Annotated in this window: 21 protein-coding genes; 14 read left to right on the top strand and 7 right to left on the bottom strand. The window is 72.3% G+C overall.

Annotated elements, in window-relative coordinates:
* Positions 1-7: 7 nt before the first annotated feature.
* A complete protein-coding gene (locus tag F0U63_RS48250; protein WP_395842176.1) occupies positions 8-496 on the bottom strand; it encodes a hypothetical protein in 489 nt (162 codons plus the stop codon).
* 375 nt (positions 497-871) lie between these two features.
* On the opposite strand from F0U63_RS48250, the gene F0U63_RS48245 reads away from it, so the two are divergent.
* From F0U63_RS48245 to F0U63_RS48230, 4 genes are all read left to right on the top strand, one after another.
* Positions 872-1,246: a helix-turn-helix transcriptional regulator gene (locus tag F0U63_RS48245; protein WP_395848543.1), complete on the top strand. Its 375-nt coding sequence runs from the start codon at positions 872-874 to the stop codon at positions 1,244-1,246.
* 30 nt (positions 1,247-1,276) lie between these two features.
* The gene (locus F0U63_RS48240) at positions 1,277-3,565 is read left to right on the top strand and encodes an NADH-quinone oxidoreductase subunit L (RefSeq protein WP_395842173.1); all 2,289 of its coding nucleotides are present in this window, start codon (positions 1,277-1,279) and stop codon (positions 3,563-3,565) included.
* Positions 3,562-3,993 (top strand): MnhB domain-containing protein, encoded by a 432-nt coding sequence (locus F0U63_RS48235; RefSeq protein WP_395842170.1) that lies wholly within the window; start codon positions 3,562-3,564, stop codon positions 3,991-3,993. The genes F0U63_RS48240 and F0U63_RS48235 overlap by 4 nt, the downstream gene beginning before the upstream one ends.
* Before the next feature lie 88 nt (positions 3,994-4,081).
* Positions 4,082-4,600, top strand: coding sequence for a hypothetical protein (locus tag F0U63_RS48230; protein ID WP_395842168.1), 519 nt, complete (start codon positions 4,082-4,084; stop codon positions 4,598-4,600).
* A 77-nt stretch (positions 4,601-4,677) separates the two neighbouring features.
* Here F0U63_RS48230 and F0U63_RS48225 read toward each other — a convergent pair whose 3' ends face one another.
* Both F0U63_RS48225 and F0U63_RS48220 read right to left on the bottom strand, forming a co-directional pair.
* The gene (locus tag F0U63_RS48225) at positions 4,678-5,955 is read right to left on the bottom strand and encodes an MFS transporter (protein WP_395842165.1); all 1,278 of its coding nucleotides are present in this window, start codon (positions 5,953-5,955) and stop codon (positions 4,678-4,680) included.
* An 80-nt stretch (positions 5,956-6,035) separates the two neighbouring features.
* Positions 6,036-6,602 carry a PIN domain-containing protein gene (locus F0U63_RS48220; RefSeq protein ID WP_395842163.1) on the bottom strand — a complete coding sequence of 189 codons (567 nt, stop codon included), beginning with the start codon at positions 6,600-6,602 and terminating at the stop codon, positions 6,036-6,038.
* Positions 6,603-6,895: 293 nt separating this feature from the next.
* On the opposite strand from F0U63_RS48220, the gene F0U63_RS48215 reads away from it, so the two are divergent.
* Positions 6,896-7,369 carry a helix-turn-helix domain-containing protein gene (locus F0U63_RS48215; RefSeq protein ID WP_395842160.1) on the top strand — a complete coding sequence of 158 codons (474 nt, stop codon included), beginning with the start codon at positions 6,896-6,898 and terminating at the stop codon, positions 7,367-7,369.
* A gap of 5 nt (positions 7,370-7,374) precedes the next feature.
* On the opposite strand, the gene F0U63_RS48210 is transcribed toward F0U63_RS48215, so the two are convergent.
* Together F0U63_RS48210 and F0U63_RS48205 are read right to left on the bottom strand one after the other, a co-directional pair.
* The gene (locus F0U63_RS48210) at positions 7,375-8,436 is read right to left on the bottom strand and encodes an enoyl-CoA hydratase/isomerase family protein (RefSeq protein ID WP_395842158.1); all 1,062 of its coding nucleotides are present in this window, start codon (positions 8,434-8,436) and stop codon (positions 7,375-7,377) included.
* Positions 8,437-8,473: 37 nt separating this feature from the next.
* The gene (locus F0U63_RS48205) at positions 8,474-9,544 is read right to left on the bottom strand and encodes a branched-chain amino acid aminotransferase (RefSeq protein ID WP_395842156.1); all 1,071 of its coding nucleotides are present in this window, start codon (positions 9,542-9,544) and stop codon (positions 8,474-8,476) included.
* 88 nt (positions 9,545-9,632) lie between these two features.
* Here F0U63_RS48205 and F0U63_RS48200 point away from each other — a divergent pair, with 88 nt between their 5' ends.
* Complete coding sequence (locus tag F0U63_RS48200) at positions 9,633-11,081, top strand: PLP-dependent aminotransferase family protein (RefSeq protein ID WP_395842154.1); 1,449 nt, start codon at positions 9,633-9,635, stop codon at positions 11,079-11,081.
* A gap of 58 nt (positions 11,082-11,139) precedes the next feature.
* Here F0U63_RS48200 and F0U63_RS48195 read toward each other — a convergent pair whose 3' ends face one another.
* Together F0U63_RS48195 and F0U63_RS48190 are read right to left on the bottom strand one after the other, a co-directional pair.
* On the bottom strand, positions 11,140-12,306 hold the full coding sequence (locus tag F0U63_RS48195) for a tyrosinase family protein (protein WP_395842151.1): 1,167 nt from the start codon (positions 12,304-12,306) through the stop codon (positions 11,140-11,142).
* Positions 12,307-12,463: 157 nt separating this feature from the next.
* Positions 12,464-15,976, bottom strand: a complete 3,513-nt coding sequence (locus F0U63_RS48190) for an AAA family ATPase (protein ID WP_395842149.1) — start codon at positions 15,974-15,976, stop codon at positions 12,464-12,466.
* 163 nt (positions 15,977-16,139) lie between these two features.
* On the opposite strand from F0U63_RS48190, the gene F0U63_RS48185 reads away from it, so the two are divergent.
* The 8 genes from F0U63_RS48185 (at position 16,140) to F0U63_RS48150 (ending at position 23,508) form a co-directional block, all read left to right on the top strand.
* Positions 16,140-17,909 carry a sigma-54-dependent transcriptional regulator gene (locus F0U63_RS48185; RefSeq protein ID WP_395842146.1) on the top strand — a complete coding sequence of 590 codons (1,770 nt, stop codon included), beginning with the start codon at positions 16,140-16,142 and terminating at the stop codon, positions 17,907-17,909.
* A 113-nt stretch (positions 17,910-18,022) separates the two neighbouring features.
* Positions 18,023-19,762, top strand: coding sequence for an ATP-binding protein (locus F0U63_RS48180; RefSeq protein WP_395842144.1), 1,740 nt, complete (start codon positions 18,023-18,025; stop codon positions 19,760-19,762).
* Positions 19,763-19,864: 102 nt separating this feature from the next.
* Entirely contained in the window at positions 19,865-20,449 is a 585-nt protein-coding gene (locus tag F0U63_RS48175; RefSeq protein WP_395842141.1) for a Uma2 family endonuclease, read from the top strand.
* 202 nt (positions 20,450-20,651) lie between these two features.
* On the top strand, positions 20,652-21,035 hold the full coding sequence (locus F0U63_RS48170; protein WP_395842139.1) for a sodium:proton antiporter: 384 nt from the start codon (positions 20,652-20,654) through the stop codon (positions 21,033-21,035).
* Entirely contained in the window at positions 21,035-22,411 is a 1,377-nt protein-coding gene (locus F0U63_RS48165; RefSeq protein WP_395842137.1) for a complex I subunit 5 family protein, read from the top strand. The genes F0U63_RS48170 and F0U63_RS48165 overlap by 1 nt, the downstream gene beginning before the upstream one ends.
* A complete protein-coding gene (locus F0U63_RS48160) occupies positions 22,408-22,899 on the top strand; it encodes a Na+/H+ antiporter subunit E (RefSeq protein WP_395842135.1) in 492 nt (163 codons plus the stop codon). Before F0U63_RS48165 ends, F0U63_RS48160 begins: the two co-directional genes overlap by 4 nt.
* Before the next feature lie 19 nt (positions 22,900-22,918).
* Entirely contained in the window at positions 22,919-23,191 is a 273-nt protein-coding gene (locus F0U63_RS48155; RefSeq protein ID WP_071902390.1) for a monovalent cation/H+ antiporter complex subunit F, read from the top strand.
* On the top strand, positions 23,188-23,508 hold the full coding sequence (locus F0U63_RS48150; RefSeq protein ID WP_395842132.1) for a cation:proton antiporter: 321 nt from the start codon (positions 23,188-23,190) through the stop codon (positions 23,506-23,508). The genes F0U63_RS48155 and F0U63_RS48150 overlap by 4 nt, the downstream gene beginning before the upstream one ends.
* The last annotated feature ends 70 nt before the right edge of the window (positions 23,509-23,578 follow it).

The raw sequence follows: 23,578 nt of genomic DNA, 5'->3' as shown, positions 1-23,578 counted from the left end.
AGAGGCGTCAGTTGTCCTGGGCCCAGTAGGAGATGGCGGCCTCGTCATCCACGAGGCGCGAGTTGAAGTGGCCCCAGATGTCCGAGATGGCGATGGCGTGGCCGCTGGACAGCCGGGGCGTGAGGTAGAGCGCGTGGTAGACGGCGCCGCTGCCATCGTCCACGGCGCCCAGCCGCTCCAGGGGGCGCCGGGTGACGGGGCACAAGAGGGTGCAGCGGGTGCCGTCGGTGATGCTGGTGAAGCCCTGGCGGCGCGTGTCGCCGTGGATGGGGGACAGGTGCACGAGTCCCTCGCGGCCCTCGGGCGTGCGCACGAGCACGGTGATGGCCGGGTAGCCGTTGAAGCGCACGTCGGAGAACCCCACCAGGTTGTCGCCCCCCGGGCCGAAGGCCTGGGTGACCACGAGCGTCACCCCGTCGGAGAAGGGCGGAAGGCGCTGCGACTCGGTGGAAGCCCGGTCCGGGTGGGACGCGGCGGCGAGAGAGTCATTGTGCATGCGGAAGTGTCCTCCGGCTCGGTGACGAGGCGCCGCAAGATAGGTGCGGGGCCCTCAACTGGACACCCCCCCTCGTTCACCCGGTGTCCGGTGGGCTCGCACCCACAAGGCCCTACAGAGGTGTGCCGGGAGGGCCTGCTGGGAGGAGGGGAGGCGGGGCGATGACCTCCGGGGTCGGGTCGGCGTGCGGGCGGGCGGGGCGGCACCATACCTCGGAAGGGGGAGAGGGTTGGGTCAACTCCGGAAATGGGTAGAGCGCATTGACAGGATGTAACAAGTCAGTAAGGTGAGAGGGTTCCCGTCGCCCTGTCCGCTCCCGCGCGAGGAGGCCGTCTCGTCATGCCCAGGCTCCCGGTTCGAGTTGAACGTCCCTTGGTGAGGGCCCTCGGTGCGCGGTTGCATGCCGTGAGGGTGCGCGCGGCGCTGACCCAGGCGCAGGTGGCGCGCCGGGTGGGGCTGGCGCCCGCGGAGTACGGCCGCATCGAGCGGGGCGAGCGTCTGCCGAGCATCCTCGCGCTGCGGCGGTTGTGCCTGGAGTTGGGAATCGACTCGGACGAGCTGTTGGGGCTGGGGGCGTCCTCGCCGGCGCTGCGCCGGCTGGTGCACGCGGTGCGCGGGCTGAGCGCCTCGCAGTTGAGGATGCTGCACCTGCTGGCCGAGTCGCTCCAGCCGGCCGCGCGCGCCCAGGCGCTGTCCACCAGCGCACGCGCGTCCGGAGATGTGCCGCTCGCGAGGCGCCCGGGCGCCTAACCTCGGGGCCCTCCTTCTTCCGGGCCCGAGATGACCGTCGTCCTTCCGTTGTTGCTCGTCCTGCCGGGCGTGGCCCTGGTGCTCGCGGTGGGCGCGTGGCGCCCGTCCTGGGCGGGGCCGGTGGGCGCGCTCTGCTCGGCGGCGGCCCTGGGCGCCTTGCTCCGGGCGCGCGCGGCGGGCTTCGCCGGGGTGTCGTTCGCGTGGATTCCCACGTGGAACGTGCACCTGTCGCTCGCGCTGGATGGGCTGTCCTTCCTCTATGGCACGTTGGTGCTGGGCGTGGGCCTGCTCGTGCTCGTCTACGCGTGCGCCTACCTGCCGCACTACCTCGAGGAGCGCCACCGGCCGCGCCGCGACGAGGTGCGCCTGTACGCGTGGGTGCTCGCCTTCATGGGGGCCATGCTGCTCCTGGTCATGGCGCGGGACGCGCTGCTGCTCGTCATCGCGTTGGACCTGACGACGGTGGCCAGCTACTTCCTCATCGGCTACGACCGGGAGCGCACCGGCTCGCGCTCGGCGGCGCTCATGGCGCTCGTCGTCACCGGGGGCACCTCGGTGGTGCTGCTGGCGGGGGTGGTGTCGCTGGGGCTCGCGTGCGGCACCTTCGAGCTGTCCGGGCTCGCCGCGCGCGCTCCCGGAGGCTCCCGCCTCACCGTGGCGCTGGGCTGCGTGGCGGTGGGGGCCCTGGCCAAGAGCGCCCAGGTGCCCCTGCACTTCTGGCTGCCGCGCGCCATGGCGGCCCCCACGCCCGTGTCCGCCTACTTGCACTCGGCGGCGATGGTGGCCGCGGGCGTCTTCGTCCTCCAGCGCTTCCTGCCCGTCTTCGCCCTCGCGCCCGCGCTGCTCCAGGGGCTCGCGGGGGTGGGGCTCGTCTCCATGCTCGTGGGCAGCCTCTTCTCGCTGTGCGCGTGGCGCTTCAAGCGCGTGTTGGCGTACTCCACCATCGCCCAGTACGGCTACGTGCTCGTGCTGGTGGGGCTGGGCGGCGCGGGCGCTCCGCTCTACGTGCTGGCCCATGGCCTGTGCAAGGCGGCGCTCTTCCTCACCGTGGGCGCCGTCACCCACGCCACCGGCGAGGAGTCGCTCGACAAGGTGGGGGGCCTGTGGCGAGCGCTGCCGGGGCTCGCGGGCGCGAGCGCCGTGGCGGCCGCGGGGCTCGCCGGGCTGCCGCTCACGCTGGGCTTCTTCAAGGACGAGCTCTTCTTCCGCGCGCTCGTGGAGCGGGGCGGGGCGTGGTGCGCGGCGGGGGTGCTCGGCGCGGCGCTGACGCTCGCGTACACCGGGCGGCTGTGGACGGGCCTCTTCCTGGGCGCGCCGCGCGGGGCCGGGGGCCATGCCTCGTGGGGGCTCGTGGCGCCGGTGGGGGTGCTGGGGGCGGGGGTGCTGCTGGGCGGCGTGTGGCTCGGGCCGCTCAACGCGCTGGCGGACGCGGCGGAGGGGGAGATGCTCGGGCACCCGGCGCCGCTCGCGCTCGCCTACCACCTGGATGCGCGGGCGGAGAACCTGCTCGCGCTGGGCGCGTGGGTGCTGGGGGCGGGGGTGCTCGTCACGCGCCGGCGGTGGGAGGCCCCGCTGGAGGCGCTCACGCGCGCGGCGTCCCAGGTGGGCGTGGAGCGGGCCTATGGCGCGCTGCTCGCGGGCGCGGACGCGCTGTCGGACGGGCTGCGGCGGTTGGAGGTGCGCGACTTGAGGGACCGGGTGGCGGCGGTGCTGGTGCCCGCGGGGCTGCTCGGCGCGGCGGCGCTGGTGTTCACGCCGGGCCAAGGGCCGCTCTTCTCGTGGGGGCCGGGGGTGGGGCTCGCGGACGCGCCGCTGGTGCTCGGGCTGCTCATCGCCGCGGGCGCGGCCGTGGCGACGCTGCGCGCGGCCAACCACCTGCACCTGGTGATGTTGCTGTCGTGCGTGGGCTTCAGCCTCGCGGCGGTGTTCGCCTTCGCGGCGGCGCCGGACGTGGCCTTCACCGCGGTGCTGGTGGAGACGACCTTCACGCTGCTCTTCCTCGCGCTGCTCTCGCGGCTGCCGCGCCACAGCCAGGAGCGCGCGCAGGTGGAGGCCACGCGCACGCGCTGGCGCGACTGGGTGTTCGCGGGCGTGGCGGGGGCGAGCGCCATGGCGACGTCGTGGAACGCGCTGACGCACCTGCGCGAGACGCGCGTGGTGGGCGCGCACGTGGCGTGGACGGAGGCGGCGCACGCCCGGGACGTGGTGTCGGCCATCATCACCGACTTCCGGGGGCTGGACACGGTGGGTGAGACGTCGGTGATGGTGGTGGTGCTCCTGGGCATCATCCACCTGCTCACCGGGGAGCGCGCGGAATGAAATCCTTCATCCCCACCACGTCCCGGGTGGTGTTGCTGCCCGCGCTGGTGGTGGCGGTGGCGGTGTGGCTCAAGGGCTATGTGGAGGCCGGGGACAGCTTCGGCGCGGGCGTGCTGGGGGCGCTCGCGGTGCTGTTGCAGTACGTGGCGAGCGGGAGGCAAGAGGCGCGGCGTCTGCCCGGCGTGCGCTACGCGCCCCAGGTGGCCGGCGTGGGCCTGCTGCTGCTGTTGGGCGTGGCCTTCGGGCCGCTCCTGTGGGGGGCCGCGCCGGTGACGCACTACCCGCGCCCGGGTGGCGCCGTGACGCACTTCGGCACGCTGGAATTCCACACCTCCGTCCTCTTCGACGCGGGCATCTTCCTGGTGGTCATGGGCTTCATCGTGACGGCCATCGATGGGTTGGTGGCGCAATCCCACCGAAGGGGCTAGCGCGAGGGGTGAATATTCAATTAATCCTTTCGTTCGGAGGGCCCGTGCGCGATTGCGCCGCACGTCTACTCCCGAGGGGGAACACACGATGTCGAAGCGTCTTGGAACCGTGGTCGCCGTGGTCGCCGTGATGACGAGCCAGGTGGGCTGCTACACCACGAAGGTCGTCAGTCAGGCCCGTCCCGAGGGGCCCGCGTACACGGATCGCCAGTGGTTCACGATTGGTGGCCTCGTGCCGCTCTCCGGCCCCGCGGGGCGCGAGTGCGAGAGCCTGTCCATGGTGGAGAGCAGGATGAGTGGCACGGACTGGCTCATCAACGCGGGCCTGGGGGTGGCGGGCGGCATCGTGGGCGGACTGGCGTGCGGGGGCTCCTCCAATGATCCCGCCGTGAATACGCTCGCCAGCGCCTCCTGTGCGGCGGCGTTCTCCACGCTGGTGCCCTTCCTGATCAGCTCGCGCACGGTGGAGTACTCCTGCGCCGAGGGCTACGGCGGCGACAACCGGGGCACCGGGCGTCTGGACTACATGCCGCCGCGCCAGGGCTACCGGGTGGCTCCTCAGCAGGAGGGCGCGCCCGCCGAGGCTCCTCCCGCGCAGACGCCTTGAGCCCGAGCTGACGGTCGTTCCCCGAGGGGGTTGGAGCCACACGCGCTCCAGCCCCCTCGGTGCGTTCAGGCATCCGTTCACTCCTCGGGGCGGGAGGTGGCGAGCACATCGGGCCGGCCGCGCCACAGCCGGCGGGTCTTCCACAGCCAGACGGCGCCGTAGAGCAGGGACACTCCGGCGAGTCCCCAGGCGGCGCGGGTGAGGCCCACGGCCTCGGCGGCGACGCTGGCGGTGAGCGCGGACACGCCGATGCCCAGGGTGGCGAGGCCGAAGTCCAGGCCCATGATGCGCCCGCGCAGCCGATCCGGCGTGGACACCTGGAGGCCGTAGGTGGAGAGCGTCCACTGCGCGCCGCCGCCCAGGTGCGCGAGCAGCACGCACCCCGCGGCGAGCAGGATCGAGGGCGCGGCGGGCAGCAGGAGATAGGCGAGCCCGTAGGTGATCATCGAGACGCCGCACGCGAGGAACAGGCGGCGATCATCCCCGCGCACCCAGCGCTGGCCGAGGAAGGGGCCGATGAGCGCGCCGAGGCCCCGCGCGGACAGCAGCAGCCCCACGCCCTCGTCCCCGGAGCCGAAGTTGCGCGCGGCGAACGCGGGCAAGAGCCCCACGAGTCCATTGCCCAGGCCCACGCCCACCTTGGTGGTGAGCAGGGAGAGGGAGATGGGGTGGCGGCGGGCGAACGTCCAGGCCTCGTGGAGCTGGCGCCAGGTGCCGGTGTCGGCGGCGGGGGAGTCGGAGGAGGGAGGACGCTGGAAGGAGCGGCGGATGCCGCGCACGAGCCAGGCGGAGAGCAGGAAGGTGGCGGCGTTGAGGACGATGCTCACCTCGCGGCCGAAGGCGAGCGTGGCGAGGCCGCCGAGCGCGGCGCCGACGAAGAGCATGCTGCCCCAGACGCTGCCGAGCGCGGCCTGGGCGACGGGGAGCTCCTCGGGGGAGACGACGTTGGGGACGGAGGCCTCGGCGACGGGGTCGAAGAAGGCGGAGAGCGCGGCGAGCAGGGCGACGCACACGAGCGCGAGCAGGGGCGCGCGCCAGAGGAGGGCGGCGAGCATGCCGAGCGCGGGAAGTACGCGCACCAGGTCCACGGTGACCATGAGGCGCTGGCGGTCCATGCGGTCCGCGAGCAGGCCGGCGAAGGGGGACAGGAGGCTCGCCGGCAGGACGCTGGCGGCGTAGACGGCGGCCGAGGCGCTCAGGTGGCCGGTGGTCTCGGTGACGAAGCCGCTGATGGCCACGAAGGCGAACCAATCGCCGAGCATCGACACGACGGTGGCGAGGAAGAGGCGGCGGTAGTCGGCATTGCGCCGCAGCAGCGCGAGCACGCTGCGCAGGGAGGCAGAAGCGGAGTCCATGAAGGTGCGGCGCAGCCTACCCGGGGAGGCCGGGCGACGCGGATTCCCATCGTGTAACGCGCTCTGTCACGGAGTCCCGGTCAGACACCGAGCAGTTGCTTGAGTCTGGCGGCGGAGACGGGCAGGCCATTGTCGTGGAGTCGCTCCAGGATGTCGGCGGGGGTTTTCGGGGGCGCGTTCAAGATCGCGGCTTGTGTCCGGATGATCTGGACGACCGTGGCCTCATCCAAGCCGATGAGATTGCGGACGAAGTCGTCGGGATGTTGCGCCTCCATGCCGTAACGGTCGAGGACGGGAGCGGGGAAGTCCTTGAGGTTGGAGGTGACGATGACTTGAGCACCACACCGGATAGCCGCAGCGACGACATGGCGGTCGTCCACATCGGGCAGACCGTGAATGCTTTCGATGAGATCCTCGTACCCCTCCACATGGACATCCAGAATAGCGGTTTCCAACCGCTGTCGGCTCCGCGCGAGTTGCTGGGGTTTCAGGTCAGGACGCTGCCTCGCGATGCCATGAAAGCATTCGTCCAGGATCCGTCGTGTCCACTTGGCTTGGCAAAGACCGGACAGTCCCAGCCGGACGAGAAGATCCCGGAGCGGTGCTGGGTAGAGCACACACGCGTCATAGACAACGATGAACGGCATGTCGATGAACCTTCGGCGTAGTCAAGGCGCAGATGACTTGCCAAGTTACCCAGTGATTGAATGGGTGTCTAGCGCTGGTCTATGGCTGCCCGCTCGTTCCCTGAGCTTCACTTCCCGAGCTTCGCCCGGATTCCTAGCACAAGGCCGTTGCGTTTGCTTCGAATAATGCGGATATATATGTAAGGTGCACCTTGAGGTGCATCTCAAGGTGACCTCAAGGTGCACCTTGATGTCCGCAGTGCGATTGACGGACCCCAAGGAGGGGTACTCGCCAATATGAAGGGAGTGGAGAGATGGGAACCGCGCTGGATTTGATGGATGTGGTGCCTCCCAGTGAGGCCGAGGCCCAGGAGGCCGCGCAGGCGGCCCGGCTCCTGTCCCCCTTGCTCAAGGCGTCCAAGCGGGGCGCTTCCCACGTGACGCTACGGCCCGAGGATCCCCGGGTGAAGGAAGCCGTGACCGTTCCTCGGGGCGCGCTCGTGTTGCTCGTCCGGGTGCTGGAGCAGATGGCGCGGGGGAACGCGGTGACCCTCGTTCCGATTCACGCGGAGCTCACGACCCAGGAGGCCGCCAACCTGCTGAACGTGTCGCGGCCGTACCTCATCGGACTGCTCGACCAGGGGAAGATCCCCTTCCACAAGACGGGCACCCACCGCCGCATCCGCTTCGAGGACCTGCTCGCCTTCAAACGCGAGGAAGAGCGGCGTCAGGAGCAGGTCCTGAAGGAACTGGCCGCCGAGGCGCAGGAGCTCGATCTCGGCTACTGAGGCGATTACGCCCCCGGTGCGAGCGGCGCGAAGAACGCCTCCACGTCCTCGTCCCGCACCTCGGCGAGCGTGGGCGGGTTCCACCGGGGCTTCTGATCCTTGTCCACGAGCACCGCGCGGATGCCCTCGCGGAAGTCCGGCACCGTCATGAAGCGCTGGCTCAGCCGGTACTCCATCGCCGCCACCTCGTCGTAGGACATGAACCGGCCGAGCCTCAGCTGGCGCAGCGTCACCTTGAGGCTCGTGGGCGACATGCGCCCGAGCGTGGCGCGCGTCTCCTCCGCCCACGGCGTGCCCTCGGCCGCGAGCGCCTCGAGGATCTCCTCCACCCGGGTGCTCGCGAAGCACCGGTCGATCTCCCGCGCGTGGGCCGCGAGCGGCGAGGGCCCCGGCTCCGAGGTGAAGTCCGCCAGCACCCGGTCCACCACCGCGCGCGCCGGCCCGCCGCCCCAGTCCGCCGCCGCGAGCGCCTCCACCACGGCGTCCAGCCGCTCATGCTTCACGCGACAGGTCGCGTACCCGAGCCACAGCGCGTCCGCCGCGCCGCACCGGTTGCCCGTCAGTCCCAGGTACGTGCCCGACTCGCCCGGAAAGCGCGGCAGGAACCAGCCCCCGCCCACGTCGGGAAACAGGCCAATGCCCGTCTCCGGCATGGCCAGGAGCAGCCGCTCGGTGACGACGCGGTGCGAGCCATGCCGGCTCAGCCCGAGTCCCCCGCCCATGCAGATGCCATCCACCAGCGCCACGTAGGGCTTGGGGTAGTGGTGGATGAGCTGGTTGAGCCGGTACTCCTCGCGGAAGAAGGCGCGCGAGAGCGGCTCCTGCTCCCCGGGCACGGGCGTGTCCAGCGTGCCGGCCACGGCCCGCACGTCCCCACCCGCGCAGAACGCCCGGCCCCCCGCGCCGCGCACCACCACCGCCTTCACCTCGGGGCGCCCCGCCCACTCCTCGAGCGCCGGGTGCAGCGCGCGGATCATCCCCAGGTCGAGCGCGTTGTGCGCCTTGGGGCGGTTGAGGGTCACCAGGGCCAGGGGCCCGCGCGTCTCCAGCAGCACGTCCGGGTTCATGCTCCGGGGATAGCACGCCCCGGGGCGCTCCGGCGTCCTACCCGATGACCGTCATCCACCCGTGCCGGTCCGGCTGCGTGCCGTACTGGATGCCCGTGAGCGCGTGGTACAGCCGCTGGGACACCTCGCCCACCCGGCCCTGGCCGATCTTCAGCTCGCCCTCCTCGAAGCCCAGTCCGCCCACCGGCGAAATCACCGCCGCCGTCCCCGTGCCGAACACCTCGTGCAGCGCCCCCTCGCCGTGCGCCTCGCGCAGCTCGTCGATGGACAGCTTGCGCTCGCTCACCTTCATGCCCCAGTCGCGCAAGAGCGTCAGCGCGCTCTCCCGCGTGATGCCCGGCAGGAACGTCCCATCCAGGGGCGGGGTGATGATCTCCTCCCCGATGCGCACGAAGAGGTTCATCGTTCCCACCTCCTCGATGTAGCGGTGCTCCAGCGCGTCCAGCCACAGCACCTGCGCATACCCGCGCTTCTTGGCCTCCACCGACGCCTGGAGGCTCGCCGCGTAGTTGGCCGCCGCCTTCGCCCCGCCCAGGCCCCCGGGCGCCGCGCGCGTGTGCCGCTGCTCCACCCAGATGCGCACCGGCTCCGCCCCGTTGCTGAAGTAGTTGCCCACCGGGCTGAGGATGGCGAAGAAGATGTACTTGTCCGCCGGCCTCACCCCGAGGAACGCCTCCGAGGCGATCACCACCGGCCGCACGTACAACGACGTGCCCGGCGCGCTCGGCACCCACGCGGCCTCCTCCTTCACCAGCGCCTCGATGCACGTGCGCGCCAGCTCCGGCGGCACCACCGCCATGCTCAGCCGCTCGGCGCTCGCCGCCAGGCGCGCGCAATGATCCTTCAGCCGGAACGCGCGCAGCTGGCCATCCCGGCCCCGGAACACCTTCGCCCCGTCGAACACCGACTGCGCGTAGTGCAGCGCCGCCGCGCCCGGATCCAACCCCAGCGGCCCGTACGGCACGATGCGCGCCTGGTGCCACCCCTGCCCCGGCGCGTAGTCCATCCGGAACATGTGGTCGGTGAAGTGCTTGCCGAAGCCCAGCACGTCCGTGGCGGCGGGCTTGGGCTTCAGGGCGGCGGCGCGCTGGACCTCGATGGGCATCATGCTGCGGCTCCTCTAGAGCTGAAGGGGGGCGGGACGGTTTCGACGCAATTTCGTGACAAGTCGCGCCGGAATCGAGACAATCGATTACGTGGGACTCCAACCGTCGTCAAGTGTATCGATTGTCACCGAGACAAGCTGGACGCCGAGGCTCGAGGGCCGCCGGGGGCCGCTGTACCGGGTGATCGCGGACGCGCTGGCCGAGGATCGCGAGGCCGGGCGGCTGTTGCCGGGCACGCGCCTGCCCACGCACCGGGAGCTGGCCGAGCGGCTGAATGTCACCGTGGGTACGGTGACACGCGCCTATGGCGAGGCGGAGAAGCGGGGCCTCGTGCGGGGGGAGGTGGGCCGGGGCACCTACGTGCGGGACAAGGCCTCGCCCACACACATGCCCACGCCGACCGAGGCCCGCGAAGCGGACGAGGACTCGCTGGTGGACCTGAGCATCAACGCGCCCGCGACCCCCGAGGGCGACCCGGCGAGCCAGGCGCTGCGCGCGTCGCTGGAGGAGCTGGGCCGCTCGCCCCGGCTGGCGGAGCTGCTCACCTACCAGCCCGCGGCGGGGGCGCTGAGGCACCGCGAGGCGGGCGCGGCGTGGGCGGGGCGCTTCGGGCTGTCGATCCGCCCCGAGCAGGTGGTGGTGTGCGCCGGAGGCCAGCACGCCATGGAGGTGGCGCTGGCGGCGCTCACCCAGCCGGGCGACGTGCTCGCCACCGAGGCGCTCACCTACCCGGGCATCAAGGTGCTCGCGCGGCGCTTCCAGCTGAGGATGCAGGGGCTGGCGATGGACGCGGAGGGACTCCTGCCGGACGCGCTGGAGGCGGCGTGCCGCGCGGGCCCGGTGCGCCTGCTCTACCTCCAGCCCACGTGTCACAACCCCACGGGCGCGGTGATGTCCGAGGCGCGGCGGCGCGAGGTGGCCGAGGTGGCGCGCCGCCATGGGGTGCTGGTGCTGGAGGACGACTCGTATGGGCTCTTGCCCTCGGTGCGCCCGCCGCCGCTCGCGTGCTTCCTGCCCGAGTCGAGCTACTTCATCGCCGGGGTGAGCAAGCTGCTCACGCCGGGCTTGCGCATCGGCTACCTGGTGGGGCCGGCGCGGGCGCGCTGCGAGCGGCTCGCCGAGGAGGTGGGCCTGGCCTCGCTGATGACGACGCCGCTCATGGCCGAGGTGCTCTCGCACTGGGTGGAGGACGGCACGGCGGACGCGCTCGTGGTGGCCCAGCGGCGCGAGGCGGGCGAGCGCCAGGCGCTGGCGCGCGCGGTGCTCGGCGCGGGGGTGCGCTGCCAGGAGTCCGTTCCGCTCTACCACCTGTGGCTCGGGCTGCCCGAGGGGCGGCGCAGCGAGGCGTTCACGGCGCAGGCGCGGCGGCACGGGGTGTCGGTGACGAGCGCGGACCTGTTCGGCGTGGGGCCGGGACTGGTGCCCGCGGCGGTGCGGGTGTGCATCGGCACGCCGCGCACGCGTGTGCTGCTCGAGCGGGGCCTGCGGCGCCTGCGCGAGGTGCTGGACGCCGGGAACGAGCCGCTCGCCGTGGTGTGAGCCCGCCCGCTGCCGCGGCGCCTGGTGGGCTCGCACCTCGCGCGTCACCTCGGGTGCTTCAGGGCTCCTGGTATTCGTAGCCCAGCTCGCGCACGTCGAGCATGTCGCCCACGGTGTTGCCGTACTTCCTCACCCGCGGGTCGTCCGGGTGCTTGTCGAAGGGGTACAAGGAGTCAGGCGGGTTCCAGCCCTCCCTGCCATCGCCGGGGACATAGGAGATGCCGTGGCTCCGCTGCCACTGCGCCCAGATACGATCCACGTTGGCGTGGTGGAGGAAGAAGGCCGGGTCATTGGGAGACGTATCGAACGCCGCCATGCTGCCGACGATGGTCTTCCCGTCCTTGGAGAGCATGCCGCCCACCCAGACGTGCGCGCCATTGTGCATTCGAGGCTCCGGCACGGAGGCGTCCGGCACGGAGGCGTCCGGCGCGCAATCCTCCGACAGGTGGGCGTCCGACGAGTGGGCGTGCGAAGTGCCCGCATGGCTCCAGCCCTCCAGGCAGTTGCGGAAGCTGTAGGTGCCGGCGTCGGTGCCGGCGTCGGTGCCAACATCGGTGCCAGCGGTCTTGTCCCAGGGCGGCGCGTCGTAGGTGTGCAGCGCCAGGCACGCGCTGATGTCCTCGTCCGTGGGGAGCTGGCTCCGGTCCTCGAGGGTCGCGCGGACCAGATAGGTCGTGGTCCCATCCTTCGGGAGCACGTGGAGCGTCCAGGTGTCCATGCGGAAGGGGCCACGGAGCACCGCGTAGTCCTGCTCCTCGACACCTCCGAGACCCATGAAGTCCTCGGAGAAGACAGCCTGGGTGCTGGCCTCGTCGGTCCAATCCCAATAGGGCAGGGTGATGTCCTTGCCACTCACTTCGCGCAATGCCTGCTCATACATGAGCAGGAACTTGCGGTGCCAGGGAAGGAAGGTGGGGCTCTCGTGGCCTATCTGGTACTCCTGGCCCCTGGGCCGGAAATAGTAGACCTGTCTGTGGAATTCGACGAACTGGTCGTACCAGCTCAGGTGGATGTCATAGGGGGAGGGCGTGGACTTCAGCTTGAGCACCGCGTCGACGTAGTCCCGCCTTTCCCGGGCGGTGAGCTCCTTGACGTTCTTGCGCTGCCGGGGAGCCTCCGAGCAGCCCGTCGGGGCGCTCGCCATGAGCAGCATGCCGAGCAGCAGCAGGGCCCGGCGGGCAGCGGACGCCAGGCGCGTGGGGGGGAAGGTGCTGGAGTTGTCCATGCGGGGTAGCCCTCGTCTTGCCAGGAGTGGCGAGCCAGGACGTGAGCAACCCACATGCCAGCGTGGGCTCGAAGGGGCCCGCCTCCAGGGAAGGCCGTGGCCGCGTCACCCGGTGACGAAACCTCGTGTGGGCGTGACGCGGCCGGGTGCTCGGGGCTCAGGGGGCTCGCGTCAGCTCGGCCTCGGTGCGCGCCAGATCGACGGCCGCCTCGAGCCGTTGGAAGAGTTCCCTGGCGCGCCAGAGGTGGGCCTCGCGCTCCGGGGACTCCAGGGGCAGGTGCCGCCCCAGCTCGAGCCGGGCCCTCGCTTCCTCGTAGGGCATCGCCAGGTCCACGGCGCGCTGGATGCCGCTCTGCCAGAGCCGCAGCGCCGCCTCGCTTCGCCCCGAGAGCCAGGCCTCCTGCCCGGTGCAGAGCAGCGAGAAGGGCTCTCCGACGGCGAAGGTCCGGGCGAAGGTCCTCTGGAACGCGCAGGCCCACCTCGCCGCCCGTTCCAGCTCCCGTGCATCCGCGCCCGGACTGCCCGCCACCCGCTCCCACTCCGCCAGATACACCTCGGTGACCATGCCCACCCCGCCGAACATGAGGCCGTTCACCGGTCGCATGGCCCTCAGCAGCGTCAGCCCCCGGGCCGCCACCTCGAGCGCGCGCTCCCGCTGCCCGTGATGCAGCAGTGCCAGGGACAGCGCGCCGTGGAGCAGGAGTTGCTCCACGGCGCTCGCATGGGATTCGTACCAGGGCCGCACCTGCTCCAGCTCGTGGAGGGCCTCCCCGGTGTGGCCCAGGCGAACGAGGCAGCGTGCCCGCAGCATCGGTCCCCAGTACAAGCTCTGCAGGGCCTCGCGCTTTCGCGCGGAGTGCTCGAGTTCATACGAGACGTCGACACCCCGGCGGAAGCCGCCCTGGTAGTAGAGCGAATTCAACAGCATGCTGCAGCCCTGCTCGAACTGGCGGAAATCCCTGGCGGTGCTGGCGAGCCCCCGGGCCTGCTCCACCCAGACCGCCACCTCGCTCCACCGGGCCTGGCCGATGCCACACACCGCACGGCGCACCAGCACGTAGATCAAGCTGTCCGTGCTCCCCACGCGCTCGGCCGTGCTCACGGCCCGCTCGCACCAACCGTCCACCCTCGACCTCGTGGCGGGCAGGGCATTGAGGAGCGTCGCCAGGATGACGTAGGCGCGTGCCAGGTCCGCGGAGGGTCCCGCGGGCTCCAGCAGGTTGACCAGCCGCAGCGTCGACCAGAGCACGCGCGGGGCCTCCTGCCGGAAGACGTAGCGCTCGCTGAGCCGTGTCATCAGGTGCCCGGCCGAGATGCGCGCCTGGCGGGGCTCGGGTGAGCGCTCCGCGAAGGCCCCGGGCAGGGCGGTCTGCGCGAGCCGCACGAGCAGCTCACGCGCGAGCCCCAGGCGCCAGCCCAGGGCGCTCGCGGGCAGCGGCCAGCCCAGGTTCTCCAGGGCCCGTGCGGCATGGGTGGCGCAGGCGTCCATGTCGCCCATGAGGTAGAAGGCCTCCGCCAGCTGTCCCTCGAGCTGGCCGAGCTGCCGCCCCCGCGCCGCCTTCGTCCGGGCGAGCTCCAGGGCACGCTGGAAGAAGGGGATGGCCGTGTGGCAGGCATGGACGGACATGGCCTGCTCTCCCGCCCGCTGCGCGTAATGGGCCTCCCGCTCCGGGTCGTTCGCCTGGCCCCAGTGATGGGCGAGCGCCGCCAGCCACTCGGGAGCGCCGGGGTGCGCCGCCTCGATGGAGCGCGCGGCCAGCAGGTGCAGCTGCCGCGCCTGCTCCCGCGGCAGGCTCGCCAGGAGGCCCTCGCGCAGCTTGTCGTGGGCGAAGCGCCACCGGCCGTCCGCGAAGTCCAGCACCGCGGCGCCCGCGCACTCCTCCAGCCAGCGCGTCAGGTCCACCCCGGGCGCGCTGGCCCCCAGCACCTCCAGGTCCAGGTGGCGGCCCACCACCGCCGCGAGCCGCAGCAGCTCGCACGCCGAGGCCGGCACCTTGTCCAGCCGCCGCTGGATGAGCTGCCGCACGCCTCCGGCGAAGACCCGCTCCGGCAGGGGGACGGCTCCGATGCGATCCAACCGGCCCGCCTCCTCCGCCAGCGCGCGGACCACCTCCACGAGGAAGAAGGGGTTGCCCTCCGTCTCCCGCCGCAGCAGCTCCAGCACCTGGGGGGCGCGGCCGGCCTCGCCGATCATCGACTCGCTCAGGCGCGCCATCTCCTCCGCCCCGAGCCGTGGCACGTCCATCACCCGCATGGTGGGCAGCTCCCGGGGCAGCTCGGGCCGCTCGTCGTCGCGGTACGTGGCCACCACCAGCAGCGGCAGCGCTGCCGCGCGCGCGGACAGCCGCGCCAGCAGCCGCGTGGACTCGGCCCGCACCCAGTGCAGATCCTCGAGGAGCAACAGGGTGGGCTGGCCGAGCCGCTCGAAGAGCGCCTCCACCACGCCCATCAGGCGCTCCTGGGCGATGTCGCCGGAGATCTCCAGCGCTTGCGGCACGGGCCGCCGCAGCAGGGACTCCAGGTCGGGCACCAGCGACTTGAGCACGCTGGCCTCGGCGTCGCTCGGCTCGGTCAGCAGCGCCAGCCAGGGCAGCACCCGCCGGAACTCCTCGTACGGGCTGCCTCCGCCGCTGAGCGCCTGGCCCCGCAGCACCACCGCTCCCCGCACCATGGCCAGCGTGCGCAGCTCCTCCACCAGCCGCGACTTGCCCACGCCGCTCTCCCCGCCCACCAGCCACGCCCCCCCCTGGCCAGCCAAGGCCCGCTCCAGCGCCTGCTCCAACTGCTCGCGCTCGCGCTCCCGGCCCACGAAGCGCGCCGCCCGCAGGTAGCTCTCGCGCGTGGCCGAGGTCTCCAGCCGCACCTGCTGGCCGCCCACCTCCCGCAGATCCCCCAGCACCTCCTCGGCGCGCTGGTAGCGCTCGCGCCGGTCCGCCGCCAGCAGCCGTCGGAGGATCTCCGCCAGGCGCGGCTCCGGCCCCTGGGCTCCCGCCACCATGCGCCGCGCCATCACCCCCACGCTGTACAGGTCCGAACTCTCCGAGGCCGGCGCTCCCTCGAAGAGCTCGGGCGCCATGTACCCCGGCGTGCCCGCCGGCATGCGTGGCTCGTCCCGCTCGCGCGCCAGGGCCATGCCGAAGTCCAGCACCTTCACCTGCCCGTCCACCACCAGCACGTTGGCGGGCTTCAGGTCCCGGTGGATGAAGCCCCGGCGGTGCATGTACGCGAGCGCCTGCAGCAGCTGCACCAGCAGCTCGAGCTGCACCGCGAGGGGCTGCTCCCGCCCCGCCTCCACCAGCGTCTTGGCCCCCGCCAGCAGCTCCATGGTGAGGTAGGGCCGCAGCTCGCCGTCGAACCCGTAGTCGAGCACCTGCACGACGTGCGGGTGGCGCAGCGAGGTGAGCGCCTTGAACTCCGCGGCCAGGTCCCGGGCCAGCTCGCGCGAGACGGTCACCGTGGGGGAGTCCAGCACGTCCTCGGGCACCACGTCCCCCAGCGAGCGGTGCAGCCGCTTGAGCGCGATGGGCCCGCCCAGCCGATCCCGGGCGCGGTACACGATGCCCATGCCTCCGCGGCCGACGATGTCCAGGAGCTCGTAGCGGCGGCCCACCAGTGCGTCCCGCGCCCCGCCCGCCGTGGCCTCCGCCCTGTCCGTCCCCGAGTGACTCATGCGTCTCCCACGTCAGGCGCCCGGCCCCGGGTCTTCCCATCCCGGGGGCCGTTGTTAGGATACGGACACCACTCTACCGGCACGCTTGCCGGAGCGTCTCCGCTCGCTCCCCCGTGCTTCCTGCTCCCCGCTCGCGGCGAGTCCATCTCCCAGGAGGAGTCCCATGCAGGACCCGGCCGTCCGGCTCATGGCCATGCTCATGGACGCCGGCAGTTTCGAGGAGGCCGCCCGCGCCACGCTGCGCCTGGTGCTCGAGCTGGCGGAGCAGACGCTCGCCGCCAGCCGCTACGCGGCGCGGGGCCGCATCATCCGGGGGATGATCCACCTGCGGCCGGAGGAGGGCTACCGGGGCCTGGCGGTGCTGGAGGCGGACGCGGCGCGGCGGCCCCCGGAGGCGGCGGGCCGGGCGGACGCGGTGGCGGGCATGGTGACACCGCTGCTGGCCTCGGCCACGGCGTGGCAACTGATGGTGGAGCGCCGCTGTGCCATCTTCATCGACGTGAACCTGGGCGTGCTGACGCCGCACCAGGAGGGCGCGTTGCCGCTGGGGGAGTCGGAGCTGGGGCCCGCGGGCCGCGCCTTCAACAGCATCGAGAGCCAGCAGCGCTTCGCGGGTCGGCACGTCACGCACGTGGACGTGTTGCCACTGCTGGGGCCGGGCCGGGTGCTGCATGGAATGATTTCGCTGGAGGCGGAGTGCCCCGCGGCCGTGGGCCAGGACTTCATCTGGCGCGAGTGCGGCGAGCGGCTCCAGCTCCTGGCCCACCTGGCCACGCCCCACCTCACCGCGCTGCCGCCGCGCCCGAGCGAGCAGGTGGGGGATGGCTACCTGCCCGTGGTGGGCGCTGCGCTGGCCAGCCTGCTGCCCGCGCTCAAGGTCTTCGCCCGGCAGGAGGAGACGCTGCTCATCTCGGGGCCCACGGGCGTGGGCAAGTCGCGGCTGGCCCGCTGGTGCCATGAGCAGTCCTCGCGCCGGCGCGAGCCCTTCGAGGTGTTGGAGCTCATGACGGTTCCCGAGGAACTGCAGATGGCCGAGCTGTTCGGCTGGAAGAAGGGCGCCTTCAGCGGCGCGGTGGGGGACAACCCCGGGGCGGTGGCCCGCGCCGGGGGTGGCACGCTCTTCATCGATGAGATCGACAAGCTCTCGCTCAAGGCGCAGGCGGGGCTGCTGCACGTGCTGGAGGAGCGCGCCTACCGCAGGCTGGGAGACAGCGGCGCGGAGCGGCGGGCGGACGTGCGCTTCATCATCGGCACCAACGCCAACCTCCAGGCTGGCGTGAGGGCGGGCCGCTTCCGGGAGGACCTCTACTACCGCATCAAGGTCCTGCCCATCTCGCTCCCCCCGCTCGAGGCGCGGCGGGACGAGATCGCGCGCTGGGCGCGGTACATGGCCGACCGCCGCCACCGCGAGCGCTTCCCGGAGGGACAGGTGCGGTTGACGGGCGAGGCGGAGCGGCTGCTCATCACCCAGTCCTGGCCGGGCAACCTGCGTCAGCTCGACAACATCGTGCGCCGCGCCTACGCGCTCGCCCTGGTGGACCGTGGAGAGGACGCCCAGGCGCTCACCCTGGAGGTCCACCACTTCGAGCGGTCCCTGCGCTACGAGTCGGAGCCGGTGTCCCAGCCGCTCACCGAGCTGTTGAGCACGGCGGCGGGTGCCTTCGTCAGCGCGGCTCAAGCACGTGGGCCCGGTGCGCTCGACCTGGACCTGGCCGACGGCTTCCGCGGGCTCGTCCTCGCGGTGGCCACGCGGCGGCTCGGCCGGGACGAGGCCTTGCGCCTCTTCGGACGCGAGGGCCTCGTCAAGAGCCGCAATCACCACCGCGCACTCCGCCGGGAACTCGAGAAGCTCGAGGCCCTCTCCAAGGCCCTGGGCCTCGAGGGCTCCCCGTTCTCGGAGCTGCTGGAGGAGGGCTCCGAGCCGGTGGGCTGAGCGCCGCCCGGGGGCCCCGCTGTTACTGATTTCCGGCGGAGTGGGACTTCGCCCCTCCCCTTCGCTTGACGGACCCGGTGCCCGGTGTTCTTTAGAAATCCGTGGGTACTCCAATGGACACGGCGCCGAGCGGGCGACTGGCCGCGCTCGAGGCGGAGAACGCGCGGCTGCGCGAGGCACTGGCGTGGGCGGAGGCCAATGGGACGTGGGTGGGGCCTCCCGGGGAGGGCATCGACCCGTCCGCCCTGGTGCGGCTCGCGCCGAGGATCTCCTGGACGGCGGACCCCGAGGGCCGCATCACCGGTCTGCCCGAGAGCTGGGTGGAGCTGACGGGCATGGAGCGCGAGGCGGCGCTCGGAGATGGGTGGCTGCGCCTGGTGCACCCGGACGATCGCGCGTCGGTGTCCGCGGCGTGGGCGCGGGCCATCTCCTCCACGGGCTCCTTCGAGGCCGAGTACCGCATGCGCATCCTGCGGGGGGACTACCGGTGGATGCACACGCGCGCCCTGCCCCTGCGCGGCCCGAAGGGGGACGTCCTGCGCTGGTACGGCATGACGGAGGACGTGCACGAGCGGCGCGCCGCCGAGGACTCGCTGCGCGTGCTCAACGAGACCCTGGAGACGCGCGTGGCCGAGCGCACGCACGAGCTCGCCGCCGCCAACGCCCGGCTCCAGTCGGAGATCGCCGAGCGCGGACGCGCCGAGGAGGCCCTGCGCCACGCCCAGAAGATGGAGGCGGTGGGCCAGCTCACCGGCGGCATCGCGCACGACTTCAACAACCTGCTGTCCGGCATCCTCGGCTCGCTGTCCATCCTCCAGAAGCGGCTGGAGCTGGGGCAGGTGGAGCAGGCCCCGCGCTACATCAACTCGGCCATGGCCTCGGTCAACCGCGCCGCGGCGCTCACCCACCGGCTGCTCGCCTTCTCGCGGCGTCAGCCGCTCGAGCCCCGGCCCGTGGAGGCGCATGCGCTCATCGTGTCGCTGGAGGAGCTGATGCGCCGGACGATCGGCCCCTCCATCCAGCTCGAGGTGCGCCCGGCCGAGGGGCTCTGGCACACGCTGTGCGATCCGCACCAGCTGGAGAACGCGCTGCTCAACCTCGTCATCAACGCGCGCGATGCCATGCCATCCGGGGGGCGGCTGACGTTGGAGACGGAGAACACCCGGCTGGAGGCGGGCGACCCCACGGCGACGAGGGATCTGGCGCCGGGCGCGTACGTGCGCATCCGCGTGACGGACACGGGCAGTGGCATGCCGCCGGATGTCATCGCCCGGGCGTTCGAGCCCTTCTTCACCACCAAGCCGCTGGGGCAGGGCACGGGCCTGGGGCTGTCGATGATCTACGGCTTCGCCAAGCAGTCCGAGGGCCACGTGCGCATCGACAGCGAGGTGGGGAAGGGCACGAGCGTGACGCTCTTCCTGCCGCGCTTTCTGGGCGAGGCGCCCGAGGAGGGGGCGGTGGCGGGGGCGCCGGTGGCGGCGCGGGCCGAGGGCGAGACGGTGCTCGTCGTGGAGGACGAGCCGCTCCTGCGCGAGCTGGTGTTGGAGATCCTCGGGGAGCTGGGCTACCGGACGATCGAGGCGGCGGATGGGCCCGAGGGGCTCAAGGTGGTGCAGTCGAAGAAGCGCATTGACCTGCTCGTGACGGACATCGGGTTGCCGGGGCTCAATGGGCGGCAACTGGCGGACGCCGCGCGCGAGCTGCGCCCGGGGCTCAAGGTGCTCTTCATGACGGGCTACGCGGAGAACGCGGTGTTCGGCACGGGCTACCTGGACTCGGGCATGCAGATGATCACCAAGCCCTTCGATCCGGACGCGCTCGCCACGCGCGTGCGGGAGATGTTCGAGGGCTGAGGCCCGGCCCACCCGACCTCGGATGTCGGACGGCCGGGTAGACTGGAGGAGTGGGGAAGAACAGGGTCCCACGGGTGTTGAATCCTCCAGGAGGCGCGGGGCATGGGACAGGGGTTGAAGATGGGGCGGGGCAAGAAGCCGGCGACGTACGAGGACATCGAGGCCCTGCCTGACGGGTGGGTGGGCGAGTTGCTGGAGGACGAGCTGCTGGCCTCACCCCGGCCCGCGGTGGGCCATGGTCACTGCGCCTTCTTGCTGGGTGTCGAGCTGGGAGGCCCGTTCTTCCTCGGGCGTGGAGGGCCGGGAGGCTGGTGGTTCCTGGATGAGCCCGAGTTGCACCTGGGGCGGGATGTGCTCGTGCCGGACCTGGCGGGCTGGCGCCGCGAGCGCATGCCCCAGCCGCCTTCCGCGCGGGAGCCCTTCGTCCCGCTCGCGCCTGACTGGGTGTGCGAGGTGTTGTCACCCTCCACGGCGCGGGTGGATCGGCACCGGAAGCTCCCCGTGTACTTCCGCGAGGGCGTGGGTCATGCGTGGCTCATCGATCCACTCGCGCGCACGCTGGAGGTCTTCCGGCGGGACGCGGGGGTCTGGGCCCGGACGACGACCCACGCGGGAGACGTGCGGGTGCGCGCCGAGCCCTTCGAGGCGGTGGAACTCGGGCTGGGCGCGCTCTGGCTCGCGCCCTGATGGGTGCTTGCTCTGCGGAACGTTCCCTAACGGACGCGCCCGCGACCTCCCTCGCTCGTGCCGGGGCACCTGGAGCGCCTCCCCCTGTATGACGGGAGGACTCCCCGGAACGTAGGAGGCTCCTACCTCCAGGGTCCCTTCCTCAATCCGGGAACCGACCGATGTGCCGGCCTTTCTTTCCGCTCGTGACCTGGAGCCCTGCGTGAATGCCGCCGTGGCCCTCACGGTGGGGCTGCTCTTCGGCGTGGGCGTGCTGCTCACGCTCAAGCGAGACCTGGTGCGCATGGCCGCGGGGGGGCTCTTGCTCACCAACTCGGCCATCCTCTTCATCCTCTCCACGGGCTTTCCCGAGCGCGGCGAGCCCCTGCACGGCGAGGGCGCCACTCCGGTGATGACGGATCCGCTCGCCCAGTCCCTGGCGCTCACCGCCATCGTCATCGGCTTCGCCACCTCGGCGCTGCTGCTGGCGTTCGTCTACCGCATGCACGAGCAGCACGGCTCGTTGGACTTGCGCGACGTGGTGCACGCCGAGCTGGAGGAGGAGCAGTCACACACCCGGGAGCCGCCCGAGCCGGAGGAGCGCTGATGCCGCTCGTGCTGCCCCTGGTGGGCGCGTGGGGGCTCGCCGCCGTGCTGTCCTTCCTGGACGGGCGCAAGAAGGCCGTGGCGGGCCTGGCGGTGGTGGGGATGGTGGGGGTGCTCGGAGCGAGCCTCGCCCTGCTGCCCGCGGCCCTGCACGGCCCCGTGCCCGAGGTGGTCGCCGGAGGGTGGCCGGTGGGCATGGGCATCCGCCTGCGCGCGGATGCGCTGTCGGTGCTCTTCTGCGTGGTGACCAACGCGGTGCTCGCCGGGGCGCTGCTGTGCGAGCTGCTCGAGGGCATCGGCACGCGCAGCTTCCCGGCGCTGGTGCTCTTCCTGGCCGCGGGGCTCAACGGGGCGTTCCTCACCGCGGACGCGTTCAACTTCTACGTCTTCTTCGAGCTGTCCATGGGCGCGGCCTTCGCCCTGGCGAGCTACGGCCGGGGCGCCCCGGCGCTGCGCGCGGGCTTCACCTTCGTGGTGGTGAACCTCATGGGCTCGGTGCTCTTCCTCACCGCGGTGGTGATGCTCTACCAGGCCACGGGGACGCTGGACATGGGAGGCATCGCCGAGTGGGTGGCCAGCCCCCACACGCGCCGGCTCGAGGTGCCGGGGGCGCTGCTGCTCAGCGCCTTCGGGGTGAAGCTGGGACTCTTCCCGTTCCACTTCTGGGCACCCGCGGTGTACCGGGGCGTGAGCACGTCCATCGCCGCCATCTTCGCCGGGGCGCTGGTGAACATCGGCAGCTATGCGCTGGTGCGCCTGGGCCCGGGGGTGCTCGGCGACACCCTCGCGCATGGCGCCGAGGTGCTGGCGGTGCTGGGCGGAGCGAGCCTCGTGTACGGCTCGCTCCTGGCGCTCGCGCGGCAGGTGCCCGCGGAGACGCTGGCGTACGCGTCCATCGCCCAGGCGGGCTACCTCTTCGCGGCGCTGGGGCTCGGGCCGGGGCCGGGCGTGGCGGCGGCGGTGCTGCTCGCGCTGTCGGGCTCGCTGGACAAGGCGGTGCTGTTCCTCGCCATGGGGTTGCCGGGGACTCGCTCGCGCGCGGCCTTCGCGGCGGCGGCCTTCAGCTCCGCGGGCTTGCCCTTGTCGCTGGGCTTCCTCGCCAAGACGGAGCTCTTGCGCGCGGCGCTGCTCGGCGAGCGCTGGTGGCTGGCGGGCTTCGTCGTGCTCTCGAGCGTGCTGTCGCTGGTGGCGCTCGCGCGCACCTTCCAGCGCCTGTACTGGGTGGAGGCCCGGGCGCGCGAGGCGCATGACGGGGCGGCGAGCGGGGTGGTGCTGGCGCTGGCGTTGGTGGGGGTGGGGGTGGGGGTGTGGCCCGAGCCTCTGCTCGCGGTGAGTGCCCGGGTGGCCGGGGCGCTCGCGGGGGGCGGGGGGCCATGAGGGGCTGGGTCGTGCCCTGGGTGCTGCTCACCGGGGTGTTCGTGTTGATGGTGGGCCACGTGTCGGTGGCGGAGCTGGCGCTGGGGGCGGTGGTGTCCGCGGGACTGCTCGCGTGGAGCGGGCGCTGGCTGCTGGACGGGCGCGCGCCGGGGGCGGTGGGGCCGAGGCGGCTGTGGGCCTTCGGGGTGTTGGTGGGCGCGGTGCTGGTGGACGTGGTGCGAGGCACCTGGAGCATGGGGCGGCTGATGCTCGGGCCCCGGCCGGGGGAGCGGCAGGGGGAGGTGGAGGTGGCGTTGGGGGAGCGCACGGACGGAGGGGCGCGGGTGTCGGCGCTGCTGGCGAGCATGTCGCCGGGCTCGGTGCTCTTGGGAATCGACTGGGAGCGGCGGGTGATGCGCTTCCACCTGGCGGATGCGTCGCGGGCGGAGGAGTTCCGCGCGGGGCTGGAGCGGTTCTACCGGGAGCGCCAGCGGGCGGTGTTCCCCTGAAGCGGGAGGTGGCGAGCGCATGCACGACGTCGTCTTCTACGTGGCGCTGGTGTGGCTGATGGGGCTGCTCGGCGTGTTGGTGGTGGTGTCGGCGCGGGCGCGCTCGACGCTGGACGTGGTGCTGGCGCTGGACACGCTGGCGCTGGTGTTCGTGGCGGTGCTGGGGCTGTTCGGCGCGTGGCGCGGGGTGACGGGCTACCTGGACGCGGCGCTGGTGCTGGCGCTCGTGTCCTACGTGCAGACGGTGGCGGCCACGCGGCACCACGCGGTGCACAAGGAGGAGCCGCGATGATGTCCGAGGCGCTCAAGTGGGTGGCGGACGCGCTGGTGCTCTTGGGGCTGGTGGCGGTGACGGTGTCGGTGGTGGGCATCATCCGCCTGCCGGGCATCCTCATGAGGGTGCACGCGGCGGGGCAGGCGGTGTTCGTGGGCGTCGTCATCATCCTGATGGGGGCGGTGGGCTCGGGGCAGTGGCCGCTGATGGGCCGGGCGCTGCTGGTGGCGGTGTTCCTGATGCTCACCGCGCCCATGTCCGCGCACGCGATTGCCCGCGCGGCGGCGCGCGAGCAGGGGGAGCCCGCGGCGGAGGAAGTGGACGCGGGGGAGTGAGCGGCGCGGCCGCTCCCTGCCGTGCCCCACCACGCCTGAGCCCCGCTGCTGGTGCTCTCCCACGCCGAGC

The organism is Cystobacter fuscus, from assembly GCF_044360685.1.
In the GTDB taxonomy this organism is placed as follows: Bacteria; Myxococcota; Myxococcia; order Myxococcales; family Myxococcaceae; genus Cystobacter; species Cystobacter fuscus_C.
Note: the sequence above shows the minus strand (reverse complement) of the source record. Positions and strands in the feature narration are given on the sequence as shown.

What these genes read in the sequence shown, in the direction of transcription:
- F0U63_RS48250 (WP_395842176.1), bottom strand. Translation starts at nt 496, where the DNA reads ATGCACAATGACTCTCTCGCCGCCGCGTCCCACCCGGACCGGGCTTCC.
- F0U63_RS48240 (WP_395842173.1), top strand. Translation starts at nt 1,277, where the DNA reads ATGACCGTCGTCCTTCCGTTGTTGCTCGTCCTGCCGGGCGTGGCCCTG.
- F0U63_RS48235 (WP_395842170.1), top strand. Translation starts at nt 3,562, where the DNA reads ATGAAATCCTTCATCCCCACCACGTCCCGGGTGGTGTTGCTGCCCGCG.
- F0U63_RS48230 (WP_395842168.1), top strand. Translation starts at nt 4,082, where the DNA reads ATGTCGAAGCGTCTTGGAACCGTGGTCGCCGTGGTCGCCGTGATGACG.
- F0U63_RS48225 (WP_395842165.1), bottom strand. Translation starts at nt 5,955, where the DNA reads ATGGACTCCGCTTCTGCCTCCCTGCGCAGCGTGCTCGCGCTGCTGCGG.
- F0U63_RS48220 (WP_395842163.1), bottom strand. Translation starts at nt 6,602, where the DNA reads ATGCCGTTCATCGTTGTCTATGACGCGTGTGTGCTCTACCCAGCACCG.
- F0U63_RS48215 (WP_395842160.1), top strand. Translation starts at nt 6,896, where the DNA reads ATGGGAACCGCGCTGGATTTGATGGATGTGGTGCCTCCCAGTGAGGCC.
- F0U63_RS48210 (WP_395842158.1), bottom strand. Translation starts at nt 8,436, where the DNA reads ATGAACCCGGACGTGCTGCTGGAGACGCGCGGGCCCCTGGCCCTGGTG.
- F0U63_RS48205 (WP_395842156.1), bottom strand. Translation starts at nt 9,544, where the DNA reads ATGATGCCCATCGAGGTCCAGCGCGCCGCCGCCCTGAAGCCCAAGCCC.
- F0U63_RS48195 (WP_395842151.1), bottom strand. Translation starts at nt 12,306, where the DNA reads ATGGACAACTCCAGCACCTTCCCCCCCACGCGCCTGGCGTCCGCTGCC.
- F0U63_RS48190 (WP_395842149.1), bottom strand. Translation starts at nt 15,976, where the DNA reads ATGAGTCACTCGGGGACGGACAGGGCGGAGGCCACGGCGGGCGGGGCG.
- F0U63_RS48185 (WP_395842146.1), top strand. Translation starts at nt 16,140, where the DNA reads ATGCAGGACCCGGCCGTCCGGCTCATGGCCATGCTCATGGACGCCGGC.
- F0U63_RS48180 (WP_395842144.1), top strand. Translation starts at nt 18,023, where the DNA reads ATGGACACGGCGCCGAGCGGGCGACTGGCCGCGCTCGAGGCGGAGAAC.
- F0U63_RS48175 (WP_395842141.1), top strand. Translation starts at nt 19,865, where the DNA reads ATGGGACAGGGGTTGAAGATGGGGCGGGGCAAGAAGCCGGCGACGTAC.
- F0U63_RS48165 (WP_395842137.1), top strand. Translation starts at nt 21,035, where the DNA reads ATGCCGCTCGTGCTGCCCCTGGTGGGCGCGTGGGGGCTCGCCGCCGTG.
- F0U63_RS48160 (WP_395842135.1), top strand. Translation starts at nt 22,408, where the DNA reads ATGAGGGGCTGGGTCGTGCCCTGGGTGCTGCTCACCGGGGTGTTCGTG.
- F0U63_RS48155 (WP_071902390.1), top strand. Translation starts at nt 22,919, where the DNA reads ATGCACGACGTCGTCTTCTACGTGGCGCTGGTGTGGCTGATGGGGCTG.
- F0U63_RS48150 (WP_395842132.1), top strand. Translation starts at nt 23,188, where the DNA reads ATGATGTCCGAGGCGCTCAAGTGGGTGGCGGACGCGCTGGTGCTCTTG.